The sequence below is a fragment of the Clostridium sp. LIBA-8841 genome, from assembly GCF_057782475.1.
On the sequence record NZ_CM173488.1, the window covers coordinates 2808361 to 2825022 of the forward strand.

Sequence of the window (16662 nt, forward strand, 5' to 3'; positions counted from 1 at the left end):
CCTAATCACCCCTATATAATTCCTCTAGACAATAAAGCCTCATATTCTCCTTCTTTACTCAGTTTATTATCACAAAAACATAAGATTACATCTCTTGTCATTATTTCCCCATTAACGTTACAAAGCTTTATATTGTCAATTTTAATCCCTTTCATATATCCTGAATTCCCATCAACAACCTTATACGGTATCTTAAATTGATCTTTTTCCTTAATGTTTATTCTTTCAAATTTCTCTCTTTCCGCTATTATTACAGGCAGTGCTGTTGCAGGTTCTACAAGTCCATTTCCTGTATCTAAAAAGGCCTTAAGACTTATAACCTCCGAATCAATGCAAAGATCTAAATCATATATAAAGTTATTAATCATGGCTCTATTTTTAAAATGATTCATAACTCCACTAACAAGTATATAACTTATAATTAATGAGAATATCATTCCCTTTGTTGAATAATTATTTATAGTAAATGATTCTGAAAAACTATATTGATTTTCAACTAAAGCGAACATAAAACAAGCTCCACAAAAAGCAAAAGTTATTACTAAAAAAGTTATATACATTTTCCTAATTGTCTTAATATTTCTTTTTTCCAAAATTATGGAAACCATACCTAAAGAAAAAAGCAGTTTAAAAGGCAATGATGTCAGTATGTTTAAATCCGGAATGAACACCAGTAAAGTGTATATTGCACCTAAAAAAGCTGCTAGTAGTATTCTCTTGTAAATTATTCTTTCTTTTAAGGTCTGTAAAGTTAGATAAAGTAGAAAAAAATTAATTAAAAAATTTTCTAATATGACAATGTCAACATATACAGTCATAAATCAACTCACTCCCTATTTATAATTATAAAGCTTCTTGTTCTAAAATTTTGTCATTATATATTCTATATGCATATTTTCTATCTTCCTTTTTCTACATTTTTCTTCATAATTTTACTTTATATAAGTTTTTTAACTTTATAATTCTTTTTTATTTGTCTAAATTTGTTTTGAAAATGTATTCATTCAATATAAATTCATAATTTATTAAATCTTAAATCATAATATTCAATAATATTTTCCATATCCTATTTTTTACATTTCCAATATATTGTAACAAAAGAAATCATCTTTTAATTTTTCATAACTTTCATTATAAATTTTACAAAGTAAATTAATAAATGACTCTATTAAGACTAATATTGGTTTTAATTAGTAAGTAAAAGATATAATTAGAGATCAACACTTATTATAAAAAAGCTAAATATAAAAAATTAACTATTTAAATATAAAGCTAGGTCTGAAAGTCTATCTAAAAATCAACATCCACCTAAAATAAAGCCAATATAAAAAGTAAAAGCACTTATAGTAATCTATACTATAAGTGCTTTTATGATTAAAAATATTATCTTCTGCCTCTTCTTAAGAACATAGGTATTTCTAAATCATCATTATATCTCTTTTCTGGTTCTGAAGTAGCTGCAACTTCTTGCTCAGTTATTTTTTCTTCTACTCTTTCAGTTACAACTTCTTTTTGAACTTGTGGTTCTCTACCAACTGTTCCTTGAGATGCCATACCTACTCTTTGACGCTCTTTTTCAAAGCCAGTAGCTATAACTGTTATTCTTATTTCATCTTTTAAGTTTTCATCAATAACAGTACCAAATATTATGTTAGCATCTGGATCGGCAGCTTCTTGAACTATTTCAGCAGCCTCATTTATTTCTAATAATCCTAATTCAGAATCACCTGTTACGTTTAATAGAACCCCAGTAGCTCCAACTATTGATGTTTCTAATAATGGAGATGATATTGCTTCTCTAGCAGCATCTTGCGCTCTGCTTTCTCCTTTACCATATCCAACACCCATGTGAGCTAATCCCTTGTCTAACATAACAGCTCTTACGTCTGCAAAGTCTAAGTTTATTAATCCAGGGTTAGTTATAAGGTCTGATATACCTTGTACACCTTGTCTTAAAACATCATCAGCTTTCTTGAATGATTCTAATAAAGTTGTTTTCTTATCTACCATTGATAAAAGTCTTTCATTAGGTATTGTAACTAATGTATCAACTTTTTCTTTTAAGTTTGCTATACCCATTTCAGCATGAGTCATTCTTCTTCTACCTTCAAATGGGAATGGTTTAGTAACTATACCAACTGTTAATATTCCCATTGACTTAGCTATCTCAGCAACTACTGGTGCAGCACCTGTACCTGTACCACCGCCCATACCAGCAGTTATGAATACCATATCAGCTCCTGATATAGCTTCTGTTATTTCATCTCTGCTCTCTTCAGCAGCTTTTTTACCTATTTCAGGATTAGCACCTGCGCCTAGTCCTTTTGTAAGTTTATCACCTATTTGAATTTTATTTTGGGCATGAGACAATGTTAAGGCTTGTTTATCTGTATTTATAGCAATAAATTCAACGTCTCTTAAACCTTCTTGAATCATTCTATTAACAGCGTTTCCGCCTCCGCCTCCGCATCCAATTACCTTAATATTAGTAAATGATTGTATATCTACATCAAAATCTAACAAACCAATTCCTCCTTTAGAAAAGCTCTTCTAAGAACGCCATTATTTTGGAAAGCCCTCTCTTCTTTACACTTTTATTTTCACTTTTATTTTCCTTATCAACGGTTACTTTCTTACCTGAAAGCAACTCTTCATCACATATTAATTTTAACCTATCATATACCTCTTTAACAATACTAATTGCATTAATTATTGAAGAATTGTCAAATAAAAATTGTTTTTTAGTGAATATTTTTACATCTTTATCAGATATATATTCCAATCTTTCCTTAATGTGTTCATAATAACTGATACCATCACCAGTTAATATTATCATATCTGTAGTGTTTAAAATCTCTTTTTCTACTAACTTATTATTGACAATTTCTAGTATTTCGCTTAATCTAGCATCTATAATATCATGAATTAAATAGGTATCCAATATATAATCTTCAAAGGAAATATTATTGTAATCCTTTCTAATACTATAATATTTTGAAGAATATTGCAATTTTAATCTTTCTGCTTCTTCTTCTGATATTGATAAACATATTGCTAAATCTTTACTTATGTTCCTTCCACCTAAAGGCACGCAGTCTATATCCTTTAATACATTTCCTTTATAACTATATATCTGAGTTTCTTCAGCACCAACATCAATAATTACAATATTAGAAGTTTCTGTTTTTTTATTCAGAAATATATTTTTAAATCCAAATCCCAATCCAATTGTCCCTAAAACTTCATAACCTGCCTCTAGAACAATCTTGTTTAGCACACTTATTTTTGACTTAGGTGCAACAATTAAGTCCTCATCTATTTCTATTCTTTCTGTTTTCATTCCTATTGGGTTCTCTACAAAGCCAACTTCTTCTGTATAAAATGAATTTATTACACTATCGGCTACACATTCCTCTTCAGAAAGATTTAATGTTCTTCCTTCTATATAAGCCTCTTCTAAGTTTTCTTTAAAAACTAATGAATCATCATTATCTGTATAGGAATACCCCTTATTTTCTACTATTTTGCATTCATTATTTTTTAATGTTAAGTAAACACCTTGAATATTATGTCCACTTTTTTCCCCTAGTTCTTTTAGACATTCTTTTACGGCCTCTATAACAGACTCTTCATCTATTATTTTACCCTTAGATACACCATGCACATCTTTTACTACAAAATCTAATACTTCAAATTCTCCACTTTCATTTTCACCAGATATAGCTGCACAGATATTTCTGTTTCCAATATCCAGTCCCACTATGTTTTTAGACATTTTTTCTATGTGTACCTCCCTATCTAAAAATTGTGATTAATATATATATTCTCTTAAATTCTTAAATTTCCTCTATATTTAATACATCAATAATCGACTTAGAATTTCCCTATCTATTGCAGAATTCATCGCAGTTTCTTTTGTTATGACACCTTCTCTAAAAAGCTTAGCCAATTCCATGTCCATTGTTGTCATACCATATTTACTTCCTGTTTGTATAGATGATTCTATTTGATGCGTTTTTCCTTCTCTTATTAAATTCCTTATAGCTGGTGTAGCAGTCATTATTTCTAAGGCTGCCGTTCTCTCACCATCAACTGTTTCTACCAATTGTTGTGATATAATTACTTGTAAAACAGATGCTAATTGTATTTTTATTTGTTCCTGTTGGTGTGGCGGGAAAACATCTACTATTCTGTCTATAGTTTTAGCTGCTCCTATAGTATGAAGAGTTGAAAATACTAAATGTCCAGTTTCAGCTGCTGTTATTGCTATTGAAATAGTTTCTAAATCTCTCATTTCTCCAATTAAAATAACATCTGGATCTTCCCTTAAAGCTGCTTTCAATGCTCTTTCATAGCTCAAAGTATCTTTACCTATCTCTCTTTGATTTACAATAGATTTATTATGTTTATGCAGAAATTCTATTGGGTCTTCTATAGTTATAATATGAGCCTCTCTATTAGTATTTATTTCATTTATTAGAGCTGCTAATGTAGTACTCTTACCACTTCCTGTTGGTCCTGTAACAAGTACAAGTCCTCTTTTAAGATTACATACCTCCTTTAAAACATCAGGATATCCTAACTTTTCTAAAGTTGGCATCTCTACAGATATGACTCTTATAGCCAATGCTGTACTATTTCTCTGCTTATATATATTAACTCTAAATCTACCTTTACCATGTATTGAATATGAGGTATCATACTCTCCGATGGCATCATACTTTTCATAGGCATCCTGTAGTATTTCCTTAGCATATGCTTCAGTATCTCCAGGACGTAGTATTTCATGTTCTAGCCTTACTAATTTTCCATTAACCTTTATTATAGGAGAAATACCTACTGTTAAATGCAAGTCAGATGCTCCCTCTTTAACTGTCAATTCTAAAAGTTCTGTCAAACTTTGCATAATCTCCTCCTAAACTTAACTCTCAATAAATAATTTGTCCATTTCACAAAGAAATGAACAAATTATTCATAGAAGAATTCACCTTTTTTATCGTATAATAAATATTATAAACCATATGATATTTCAATTCCATAATTTTATAAAACTTATTTTTTTTTATACAATTTCTTAAGTATCATTTAATATTTGAATTCTTTATTTAATTTTTTTAATGCTTTTTTTTCTATTCTAGATACATATGACCTTGATATACCAAGAATCCCTGCTATTTCTCTCTGAGTTTTTATATCACCATCTAATAAGCCATATCTCATCTGAAGTATTTCTTTTTCTCTAGAACTTAAAATATCAGACATTTTTTTATAAAGAGCCTTAACCTGTAATGAGTTTTCAACTATTTCCAAAACCGAGTCTGCATCGCTACTTAAGATATCTATAAGACATATTTCATTTCCTTCTTTATCTACTCCTATAGGATCTTGAAGAAACACCTCTCCCTTAGTCTTTTTATTATTTCTAAAAAGCATAAGTATTTCATTATCTATACACTTAGCTGCATATGTTGCAAGCCGTATGCCTTTGCTGGTATCAAAGGAATCTATAGCCTTTATTAACCCTATTGTTCCTATAGATATAAGATCGTCCATTTCCTTTGAATTTTGATAACTTGAAGAATACTTCTTAACTATATGTGCTACTAGCCTTAAATTCCGCTCAACCAATATACGTTTAGCCTCAACATCTCCATTTTTCAACCTTTCTAAGTACATCTTTTCATCCTTTTCATTCAAAGGCTTTGGAAAAGTAGAATTCCCTGTTACATAGCCAGTTAAAAAAATATTGCTACCAACTAATTCTAATAAGTATTGTAACATGAACATGCCGTTCCCCCTATTAATGCTTATTACTATAATATGAGTTGATAGCTAAAATATTGCTAAATCTATTTATTTTTTTGTAAGTTCTAAAACTATATCTCTAAAAATAGGACCTGCAGTATTACCTCCACCTGGCTTTCTATCTTCATAGACATTCTTTATATTTGGCACCATAACTCCTAAAGTATAGTATTTTCCTTCATGTTTAAAGTATCCTAAAAACCACCCATGAAGTTCCTCTCCTAAAGCCTCTGCTGTTCCTGTTTTAGCCCCTACCTCTATTCCTTCAATTTGAGTTACAATGGCAGTTCCCTCTCCAACAGTAGAATTCATTACACTTTTTAAATTATTAGCTGTTTCTTTAGAAATTACATTTTTTCTAAGTTCAGTAAACTCTTTTACCATTTTACCCTTTTGATTTTCAAATCCTTTTAATATATATGGCTGTACATACTCTCCTTCATTAACAACAGGAGCTATTATTCCTGCCATTTGGATTAAACTTGTTTGCATTGATTGACCAATAGAAAGGTTAGTTATACTAACATTTTCTGGTACAGCCCCTCTAGTTTCCATACCAGTCTTTTCATCCAAACCTAATACTGAAGAAAAAATTCCTTGTTTCTTTGCAAAATCTAAAAGTTCTTTTGTTCCTATTTCAGCTCCAAGTTTTGAGAAAACATCATTACATGAAACCTCAAAGGCTTCTTTTACACTAATAGTTCCATGTATTTTTTCTTTCTTACATACTAAGCCCTCACATCTTAACTCATCTGAAAGACTTATTCCTTTTAACTCCATTGCCGCTTCTAAGGTTAATATTTTAAATATTGATCCTGCTTCATACCCACTAATACTTCCAGAACCTAAAACAACATTAGGTGATCCTTCATTTTTTTGTGCTAAGGCTAATACTTCTCCACTAGCACTATCAATAAGAACAGCTCCAGCATTTTGAAATGTTTTATATTCTTCTTTTGATAATACATCTCTAACTATTTTTTGCATTTCACTATCTAATGTTAATTTAACATTTAGATTACTCTCTGGTATATCATACTCCTCTTCTCCATATAAGCCATCATGGTCTCTTTCAAAAACAATTTTAGGGTCTTTATTGTTTTCTAACTCTTTCTCTATTATCATTTCTAAAGACTTTTCTTCTTTATCTATTTCCTTAGTCTCAACCCTTTTATTTTCATTTTCTACTAAGGCAAAACCTTTAGTAGATGTTAACATATTCTCTATTTTCCAACTTTCATCTTTTTTCTTTTCTTGAGCCACATAAGTGTAAATTCCCTTTATATTTTTTAAGCTATTTATTTTATCAAAATTCTCTTTTGATACATCATAATATAACTTACCTCCATTTTTAACCACAGCATCAAAAGAAAAGTCCTTGTCCTCTGATTTCATAATATAATTAAAAGCCATTATATTTTCTAAGTTCTGATTTAAATTATTTAATTTAAAAGCCATAGTATCTATAACTACCTTGTATTTAATATCATATTGAAAAATACTCTTTCCATTTCTATCTAGAAGAGAATAATTATAGTCAGAAATTTGTTCATATTGTTTATGATTCCCCTTAAAACTACCAGTTTCTCTTGTACTATATTTTTTTTGAATATAGTAAACTCGCATACTAAGTAATATTAAAACTAAAAGCAGTAAAGATACTAAGCTTATTAATCTATTTTTAATTTGTGTTTTTCTTTTCCTATTAAACATAAAAATACCCCTCCTGGCTAAATTCTAGCCAAGTTAGGGGTATTTTATTCAGCAATAGTTATTAGTTTTGTCTTATTATTGAAGTAAATCTTCTAAGACAAGGATTCCAACCAATATATTATTTATATTATTCGTATTGTCCTAAAACCTCTTTTATTTTTGCAACAATAATATCTATAGCAACTTTGTTATGTCCGCCTTCTGGTATTATTATATCTGCAAATTTCTTTGTAGGTTCTGTAAATTGGTTATGCATAGGCTTAACTACATTTAAGTACTGATTTATAACAGACTCTATAGTTCTACCTCTCTCATTTATGTCTCTGACCATTCTTCTTATGATTCTAACATCGGCATCTGTATCAACGTAAATTTTTATATCTAGAAGTTCTCTTATTCTTGGATCTTCTAAGATTAATATTCCCTCTACAATAACAATTTCCTTTGGTTCAACTGTAGTTGTTTCTTCAACTCTGTTATGTATTGCAAAATCATAACTTGGTTTTTGTATAGAATGTCCATTTAGAAGTGATTCTAAATGAGAAACTAAAAGGTTGTTATCAAAAGCATGTGGATGATCGTAGTTAGTTTTAACTCTATCCTCCATTGATAAATGGCTTTGATCCTTATAGTATGAATCTTGTTCTATCATAGCAATACATTCTTCACCAAATTGTCTGTATATTTCCTTTGCTATTGTACTTTTACCTGAGCCAGTACCACCTGTTATTCCTATAAAAATTGGTCTCTTCATTAGCTGTTTGCCTCCTTGCACTTAATTAACATATCATTTATCTTTACAGGCTTATCTATTTTAACCTTGAATATCATTTGAGCTTTGTTAGCAACATCTATTTTTTGATCTTTTTCATCTTTCATATCATTCATTTGGATTTCATAGTAGTCTCCAACTGGAGTTAAGACTTCTACTGTATCTCCTTCGAATAATCTGTTTCTTTGCTCTATAGTTGCAACTTGAGTTTCTTCGTTATAATCTCTAACAACTCCTACGATATCATAATCTCTTATATAAGATGATGATTCATAAACTTGCTCACCTGATTTTCCAAAATAAAATCCTGTGTGATATCTTCTGTGACTAACCTTTAATAGATTATCCATTAATTTTTGGTCAAACTCATATCCTTCTGGATCTTCCCAATACTTATCTAAAGCTTCTCTGTAAGCTTTAACAATTGCTGCAACATAGTATGGGCTCTTCATTCTTCCCTCTATCTTAAATGAGTATATACCACTCTTAACAAGCTCTGGGATATATTCTATCATACATAAATCCTTTGAATTCATTATGTATGTACCTTTATCATCTTCTATAACTTGGAAATACTCTCCTGGTCTCTTTTCTTCCATTAAGTAATACTTATATCTACATGCTTGAGAGCAAGCTCCTCTATTTGAGTCTCTTCCTGTCATATAGTTAGATATTAAGCATCTACCTGAGTATGCCATACACATTGATCCATGTACGAAAGCTTCTAAATCACAATCTTCTGGTAAGTTCGCATGTATCTTTTCAACTTCTTTGAAGCTAAGTTCTCTAGCTAAAACAATTCTCTTAACTCCTAAGCTGTGCCAAAACTTAGCTGACTTCCAGTTTACGTTGTTTGCTTGAGTACTTAAGTGTATTTCTAAGTCTGGTGCAACTTCCTTTGCAGTGATTATTATTGATGGATCTGAAACGATTATTGCATCTACATTTAAATTATCTAGACCAATAATGTATTCTTCTAATCCTTCTAAATCATCATTATGAGGGAATACGTTCATAGTAACATAAACTTTTCTTCCTCTATCATGAGCATACTTTACTCCCTCTGCTATTTGTTCGTTAGTAAAGTTATCAGCGAAAGCTCTTAAATTAAGCTTACTTCCTCCAATATAAACTGCATCTGCTCCAAAATCTATTGCTGTTTTTAATTTTTCTAAACTACCTGCTGGTGCTAATATTTCTGGTTTTCTCATGTTTGCTTACCTCCTCTTAGTTAACGCAATTCCATCTCCCATAGGAATAACAGTTGTTATTAGATTTTCATCCTTCGAGACTAAATCTAAATACTTTCTCATTCTTTTAACAATAGTTATTTTTCTTCTTTTCACTAAGTCATCAGAAGCAACCATTCCTCTAAACAATACATTATCTGCTATTATAATTCCGTCATCTTCTAAAAGTCTTAAACATTCTGGTAAAAAATGATTATAATGTCCTTTACCTGCATCCATGAATATCATATCAAATTTTTCATCAAGACTTTCTAAAACTTCTAAGCAATCTCCCTGTAAAATCTTGATTTTATCTTCTAAACCAAATTTTTTGATATTCTCTGTAGCATATTTTATCATATTCTCATCTCTTTCGATTGTAGTAATATGACAATTTCCATTAGTAGCTTTATTCATAAGTATTGAAGAATATCCTATAGCTGTTCCAAGCTCTAAAATCTTCTTTGGCTTATTCATAGCTACCATAAATTCAAGAAATTTTGCACCTTCCTTTTGGATTATAGGTACCTTATTTTCTTTTGCAAAGTCTTCTAACTCTTTTAATTCGTCATTTCTATCTGGAATAAGATCTCTAAGATAATTTTCCATATAATCAAAGGTTACTCCACTCATTTGCTCCTCCAAATTTTAGTATCCAAATTCTTTCTTTTTAGCTAAGAAATCTTCGTAACTATTAGTGAAATAGTGTTTATTATCTGATGGATTTAATAAGTAATATATGTAGTCTGTTTTAGCTGGTCTTATTGCAGCTAAAAGTGAAGGTTTTCCTGGATTGCATATTGGTCCAACTGGAATTCCTTTAATTTTATATGTATTATATGGTGAATCTACTTTTAAATCCTTATAAAGCACTGTATCCTTATGCTCTCCTAAAGCATATAAGACCGTTGCATCAATTTGTAATGGCATTCCTTTTTCTAATCTGTTGTATATAACAGATGCTATTTCAGGACGCTCACTATCATCTCTAGCTTCTTTTTCAATCATAGAGGCTATAGTTACATATTTCTCATACTCTTCATTTGGAATTGTAATGCCTAATTCACTCTGTATCTCACTCATTACTTGCTCAAACCTATTTAACATCATCTCAACAACTTGAGTTGGTGTTGTACCTTTAGGAAATGTATATGTATCTGGGAATAAGAATCCTTCTAATTCATATTTTCTTTCCTTATTAGGTTTTATAAATGATGGTAATGGATACTCTTTAACTGCCTTTATAAACTCCTCTTTAGTGCATACTCCACTTTCTTCTAACTTATTAGCTATATCATCAACTGTATAGCCTTCTGGAAATGTTACCTTAGCTTCTGATACTTTTCCCTCAGTTAATACACTTATAAAGTCTGACAAGTTTATATCACTACTAACAGTATATGTTCCTGGTTTTATACTTTCTTTTACATCATTAAACTTTATGTATATCTTAGAAAAGAATGAACTTCTAAGTATATCCTCATTATTTAATCTCTGAAAAAGACCATGAAGCGATTCTCCATTCTCAACCTTAAATGTTATGGTTGAATTGTTAGACTCTAAAGGGTTCTTTTTTATCGAGTTATATTTTACTATAAATACAGCTAAGTTAATCAAAAGTAAAATTAAAAATATAGCTATTAAAGCCATACTTTTAGAGCTTTTTAGCTTTTTCACAGTAGTACCCCCTTATATTTAAAGATAAATGGCCGGGAAGCCATTTATCTAATTATAAAACTTTTTTTAATAAAAACAAACTTGTTTTACTAAATTTTGTTTATATAAACAAAGTTATTTTCTCAAAATTTATCTACAAATTCGATTTAATTATTTTTTACTTCTGTTTATTGCTCTCTTTCTCTCAGCACTATCTAAAATTCTTTTTCTCATTCTTACACTTACTGGAGTAACTTCAACTAACTCATCATTGTTTATGAACTCTAAACATTGCTCTAGTGACATTTGTCTTACTGGAGTTAATTTTAAAGCGTCATCAGCTCCTGATGATCTTGTGTTAGTTAATTGTTTTTTCTTACAGATATTAACATCTATGTCATCTGCTCTTGAACATTCTCCACAAACCATTCCAGCATAAACCTCTGTACCTGGTTCTATGAATAAAGTTCCTCTTTCTTGAGCATTGAATAATCCATATGTAACAGCTTCTCCAGATTCAAATACTACGATTGATCCTCTACTTCTTCCTGGGATTTCTCCTTTGTATTTTTCAAATCCATCAAATACATGGTTCATTATTCCGTTACCCTTTGTATCTGTCATGAATTCATTTCTGAATCCTATAAGACCTCTTGCTGGTACTCTGAACTCTAATCTTGAGTATCCATTTACTGCTGAAGTCATGTTTACCATCTCAGCTTTTCTTGGTCCTAATTTTTCCATAACAGGTCCCATGAATTCTTCTGGAACGTCTATAGTTAAGTGCTCCATTGGCTCAACCTTAACGCCATCTTCAATTTTAGTTATAACGTTTGGCTTAGAAACTTGGAACTCAAATCCTTCTCTTCTCATAGTTTCTATAAGTATTGAAAGGTGTAATTCTCCTCTACCACTTACCTCGAAACAGTCTGGAGTTATTTCATTTACTCTTAAACTTACGTTAGTTTCTAACTCTTTTAATAATCTATCTCTTAAGTGTCTTGAAGTTACGAAATCCCCTTCTTTACCAGCAAATGGTGAATCATTAACCATGAAGTTCATGTTTAATGTAGGCTCGTCTATTTTAACAAATGGTAATCCTTCTGGATTTTGTGCATCTGTTATAGTTTCTCCAATATTTACATCAGATATACCACTTACTGCAACTATATCTCCTAATTGAGCTTCATCAACTTCTACTCTCTTTAATCCATCATGAGTATAAAGACTTGATATTTTGAATTTAGTCACAGTTCCATCTTGTCTTACAACAGCCGCTTGTTGGTTTTTCTTAGCTGTTCCTCTAGTTATTTTACCGATAGCTATTTTACCAACATACTCACTTGAGTCTAAAGTCGTAACTAACATTTGTAAGCTATCTTCTATTGAACCCTTTGGTGATTCAACTTTTTCAATTATAGTATCGAATAAGTCTTTCATGTTATCTTTTGGTTCATCTATATTAATTGTAGCTACTCCATCTCTAGCTGAAGCATAAACTATTGGGAAATCTAATTGCTCATCGTCTGCTCCAAGTTCTAAGAATAATTCAAATATTTCATCTATAACTTCTTCTGGTCTAGCGTCTGGCTTGTCAATTTTGTTTATAACAACTATTGGTTTTAATCCTAACTCAAGAGCTTTTCTTAAAACGAATTTTGTTTGAGGCATAGCCCCTTCATATGAGTCTACTACAAGTAAAACACTTTCAACCATTTTAAGTACACGTTCAACTTCTCCACCGAAGTCAGCGTGTCCTGGTGTATCTATTATATTTATTTTAACTCCATTATAGTGAACAGCAGTGTTCTTTGAAAGGATAGTGATTCCTCTTTCTTTTTCTAGATCGTTTGAGTCCATTACTCTTTCTTCAATTTTTTCGTTTGTTCTAAAAACGTTACTTTGTCTTAATAATGCGTCAACTAAAGTTGTTTTACCATGGTCAACGTGGGCGATTATAGCTATATTTCTAATGTCATTTCTTATGAATTCGTTACTCATTATATATTCCTCCAATTTTATGTGCATAAAAAATTGGATACTTTTAAAGTACCCAATTTTTCTTTACCTTATTAGATTCTACTGTTAAGCTTGAAAAAAGTCAACACAACATTTTTACTTAAACAGTTACATTATACATTATCATCTAAATTTTTTTATATTTCCATTATTATTGGTAATATCATTGGTTTTCTCTTTGTTTTTTCATAAAGGAAACTTCTAAGTCCATCTCTTATGCTAGATTTCATAGTAGCCCAATCACAGATTCCTTTTTTCTCACAGTCTCTTAAGATGTCTTTTACTATTTGCTTTGCTTCATCCATTAAATCTTCTGATTCTCTTACGTAAACAAAACCTCTTGATATAATATCTGGTCCTGCTACAACTGAAGCTGTTTCCTTAGAAATAGTAACAACTACTGTAAGTATTCCATCTTGTGAAAGATGCTTTCTATCTCTTAGAACTATATTTCCTACATCACCTACTCCAAGACCATCAACAAAGATTTGACCTGAAGTAACAGATCCATTCTTTTTAATTGAATCTCTAGTGATTTCTATAACATCTCCATTTTCACCTATCATGAAATTCTTTTCTGGTAATCCTACATCAACAGCAAGCTCTGCATGTCTCTTAAGATGTCTGTACTCACCATGAACTGGTAGGAAGAATTTCGGCTTTGTAAGAGCTTGCATAAGCTTTAACTCTTCTTGACAAGCATGACCTGAAACATGGACATCAGCTAATTTTCCGTATACTACCTCAGCTCCTTTTTTGAAAAGTTGATTTATAACCTTAGAAACTAACTTTTCATTTCCTGGTATAGGAGTAGCAGATAGTATTACAGTATCACCCTCAATGATATTAACTTTTTTATGCTCTGAAGATGCCATTCTAGCTAAAGCTGACATTGGCTCTCCTTGACTTCCTGTAGTAATTATTGTAACTTGCTCACTTGGATATTTATTTATAGCATCTATACTAACGAAAGAATCCTTATCTATTGTTAAGTAACCAAGTTCTATAGCAACCTGAACTATGTTCTCCATACTTCTTCCAGAAACAGCAATCTTTCTTCCTGTCATTTCAGCAGCTTCAACGATTTGTTGTATTCTGTGGATATTTGAAGCAAATGTTGCTATTATAATTCTTCCTTTTGCCCCCATAAATATCTTCTTAAGATTTTCTCCTACAGCTCTTTCTGACATTGTATAACCTGGTCTCTCTACATTTGTAGAATCAGCCATAAGTGCTAAAACACCTTTTCTTCCTAGCTCTGCAAATCTAGCGAAATCCATTACTTCTCCGTCAGTTGGAGTATAGTCTACTTTAAAGTCACCTGTATGAAGTACAACTCCTAATGGTGTGTGTACTGCTATAGCAACTGAGTCTGCTATACTATGATTAGTTTTTACAAATTCAACTGATGATGACTTTAATTTTATAATATCTCTTGGTTTAACTCTTATAAGTTCTGTTGTACTTAATAAACCATGTTCTTTTAATTTAGTTTCAACTATTCCTAAAGTAAGTTTTGTTCCGTAAACAGGTACATTTAAATTTTTTAACACATATGGTAAAGCTCCAATGTGGTCCTCATGTCCATGAGTTAAAAATATTCCTCTAACTTTATCTGCATTCTTAACAAGATATGATACATCTGGAATAACTATATCAATACCAAACATATCTTCATCTGGGAACTTAAGTCCACAGTCAACTACGATTATATCGTCCTTAAATTCGATAACAGTTAGGTTTTTACCTATCTCGTTTAAACCACCTAAAGGTATAATTTTAACCTTTAGTTTTTCACGTTTCATATTTTCCCTCCTCTTTTTTGTAGTGATACGCTTATGTATAAAAGAGGTTTCCTCATTTGAGAAAATTTCTCTATTCATTTTTACAATCCTTGCATATTCCGAAAAACTTTACTGTATGATCTAATATTTTAAAACCGTATTTAGTTTCAATTTCTTCTTCTAATTCGTCTAATAAATCCGCCTCAACTTCAAAAACTTTTCCGCATTTATTACAAACTAAGTGATGGTGTCTATGCTCTTCATCATCATGAGCAAGCTCATATCTGCTACATCCATCTTCTAAGTCTAACTTATAGATTACACCCATCTCTTCTAGAAGAATTATTGTTCTATAAACGGTAGCTAATCCAATCTCTGGACAACCTTTTTTAACCTCGTCATAAATTTCCTCAGCCGTTAAGTGCTTACCCTCATTTTGTATTATAGTATCAACTATTGCTCTTCTTTGAGGAGTTAACTTATATCCTTTTTTCTTTAATTCTTCTTTCAAAGCATCAAAATCTACTGAAGCTATATTTGTCATATTAAAACCTCACTTTACCGTTATTCTTCTTCTGCGAATAAAGTTGCATAAGCTTCTTCTATCATTTCAATTTCAAAATCATTCTCAACTGGAGCTAGAGTTTCTTCTCCATCTTCATCTTGAACAACTTGCATAGCTATAACTACATCTTCTTCACCTTCTGGTGATAATAAGAAATATTCTTTCTCTTCTATATCTAATTTAGTTACTACGTTGAATGTTGTTTCTATTCCTTCTTCATCAACTAAAACTATTGGTTGTAAATCGTTATTCATATTAATTTCTCCTTTTTTACTTTGATATTCTGTCTAAGTATCCTTGTAATATATAAGTAGCCGCTATTTTGTCGACTATTTTCTTTCTCTTCGCTCTTGATAAATCCGCTTCTAACATGGCTCTATGAGCAGCAACCGTTGTAAGTCTTTCATCCCAAAACTCTATCTTACCATCAAAAGACTTTTGAATTTGTTCACATAAATTCTTAACCATCTCTCCTGAAGGTCCTATTGTTCCATTCATGTTTTTTGGCATACCTGCAACTATAGTTTCTACTCCATACTCTTTGCATATTTTCATAACTGCTTCTACATCTTTAGTATAGCAATCTCTTTTTATAGTTGTTACACCTTGAGCAGTCCATCCAAGTGGATCACTTACCGCAACCCCTATAGTTTTACTTCCGATATCTAAACCTAAAATTCTCATTGAATCTCCTTATATAAACGAAAGAGTACCCTTTCGGGCACTCTTTGTTATTTTATCTCTAGATAAGATTTTATAACTTCTTCAAGTATTTCATCTCTTTCCAGTTTCCTTACTAAAGCTCTTGCCCCGTTGTAATTAGTGATGTAAGTAGGGTCACCTGAAATTAAGTATCCAACTAGCTGATTAACCGGGTTATAGCCTTTTTCCTTTAGTGAGTTGTATACATCAGTTAATATTGATTTAGTTAAGTCTCCCTTGTTCTTACTAAAATCAAACTGCATTGTGTGATCAAAATTGTTACTCATAACACGCTGCTTACTAGCAGCTCACCCCCTTACAGTAAATATATTTATTTTATATATCTACGTATATTATTATCTTTTAAATTAGTTTTTATTCACGCTTTACTTTATAATTATTATAAACTATATTGGC

At 30.8% G+C, this 16662-nt stretch carries 16 protein-coding genes; all 16 read right to left on the minus strand.

Annotated features, from left to right (window positions below; all coding sequences use genetic code 11):
• Window positions 1–11 precede the first annotated feature (11 nt).
• Window positions 12–818, minus strand: a complete 807-nt coding sequence (spoIIGA, locus tag AC2A4K_RS12220) for a sigma-E processing peptidase SpoIIGA (protein ID WP_322502767.1) — start codon at window positions 816–818, stop codon at window positions 12–14.
• Window positions 819–1383: 565 nt separating this feature from the next.
• Window positions 1384–2523, minus strand: coding sequence for a cell division protein FtsZ (gene ftsZ, locus AC2A4K_RS12225; protein ID WP_322502768.1), 1140 nt, complete (start codon window positions 2521–2523; stop codon window positions 1384–1386).
• Between the two features lie 13 nt (window positions 2524–2536).
• Window positions 2537–3775: a cell division FtsA domain-containing protein gene (locus tag AC2A4K_RS12230; RefSeq protein WP_322502769.1), complete on the minus strand. Its 1239-nt coding sequence runs from the start codon at window positions 3773–3775 to the stop codon at window positions 2537–2539.
• 78 nt (window positions 3776–3853) lie between these two features.
• Window positions 3854–4906 (minus strand): type IV pilus twitching motility protein PilT, encoded by a 1053-nt coding sequence (locus AC2A4K_RS12235; protein ID WP_322502770.1) that lies wholly within the window; start codon window positions 4904–4906, stop codon window positions 3854–3856.
• A gap of 179 nt (window positions 4907–5085) precedes the next feature.
• Entirely contained in the window at window positions 5086–5787 is a 702-nt protein-coding gene (sigK, locus tag AC2A4K_RS12240; protein ID WP_322502771.1) for an RNA polymerase sporulation sigma factor SigK, read from the minus strand.
• A 66-nt stretch (window positions 5788–5853) separates the two neighbouring features.
• Window positions 5854–7518 (minus strand): penicillin-binding transpeptidase domain-containing protein, encoded by a 1665-nt coding sequence (locus tag AC2A4K_RS12245; RefSeq protein WP_322502772.1) that lies wholly within the window; start codon window positions 7516–7518, stop codon window positions 5854–5856.
• A gap of 127 nt (window positions 7519–7645) precedes the next feature.
• Complete coding sequence (gene udk, locus AC2A4K_RS12250) at window positions 7646–8272, minus strand: uridine kinase (protein WP_322502773.1); 627 nt, start codon at window positions 8270–8272, stop codon at window positions 7646–7648.
• Window positions 8272–9501, minus strand: coding sequence for a peptidase U32 family protein (locus AC2A4K_RS12255; RefSeq protein WP_322502774.1), 1230 nt, complete (start codon window positions 9499–9501; stop codon window positions 8272–8274). The genes udk and AC2A4K_RS12255 overlap by 1 nt, the downstream gene beginning before the upstream one ends.
• Window positions 9502–9507: 6 nt before the next feature.
• Window positions 9508–10152, minus strand: a complete 645-nt coding sequence (locus tag AC2A4K_RS12260) for an O-methyltransferase (RefSeq protein ID WP_322502775.1) — start codon at window positions 10150–10152, stop codon at window positions 9508–9510.
• A 15-nt stretch (window positions 10153–10167) separates the two neighbouring features.
• Window positions 10168–11196, minus strand: coding sequence for an endolytic transglycosylase MltG (mltG, locus tag AC2A4K_RS12265; RefSeq protein ID WP_322502776.1), 1029 nt, complete (start codon window positions 11194–11196; stop codon window positions 10168–10170).
• A 150-nt stretch (window positions 11197–11346) separates the two neighbouring features.
• Complete coding sequence (gene typA, locus AC2A4K_RS12270) at window positions 11347–13176, minus strand: translational GTPase TypA (protein WP_322502777.1); 1830 nt, start codon at window positions 13174–13176, stop codon at window positions 11347–11349.
• Window positions 13177–13331: 155 nt separating this feature from the next.
• Complete coding sequence (locus tag AC2A4K_RS12275; RefSeq protein ID WP_322502778.1) at window positions 13332–14999, minus strand: ribonuclease J; 1668 nt, start codon at window positions 14997–14999, stop codon at window positions 13332–13334.
• A gap of 70 nt (window positions 15000–15069) precedes the next feature.
• Window positions 15070–15522, minus strand: coding sequence for a Fur family transcriptional regulator (locus tag AC2A4K_RS12280; protein ID WP_322502779.1), 453 nt, complete (start codon window positions 15520–15522; stop codon window positions 15070–15072).
• Window positions 15523–15542: 20 nt separating this feature from the next.
• Window positions 15543–15797, minus strand: coding sequence for a DUF1292 domain-containing protein (locus AC2A4K_RS12285; RefSeq protein ID WP_003459598.1), 255 nt, complete (start codon window positions 15795–15797; stop codon window positions 15543–15545).
• A gap of 16 nt (window positions 15798–15813) precedes the next feature.
• On the minus strand, window positions 15814–16227 hold the full coding sequence (gene ruvX / locus AC2A4K_RS12290; RefSeq protein WP_322502780.1) for a Holliday junction resolvase RuvX: 414 nt from the start codon (window positions 16225–16227) through the stop codon (window positions 15814–15816).
• 47 nt (window positions 16228–16274) lie between these two features.
• Window positions 16275–16532, minus strand: a complete 258-nt coding sequence (locus tag AC2A4K_RS12295; RefSeq protein WP_322502781.1) for an IreB family regulatory phosphoprotein — start codon at window positions 16530–16532, stop codon at window positions 16275–16277.
• Between the last annotated feature and the right edge of the window lie 130 nt (window positions 16533–16662).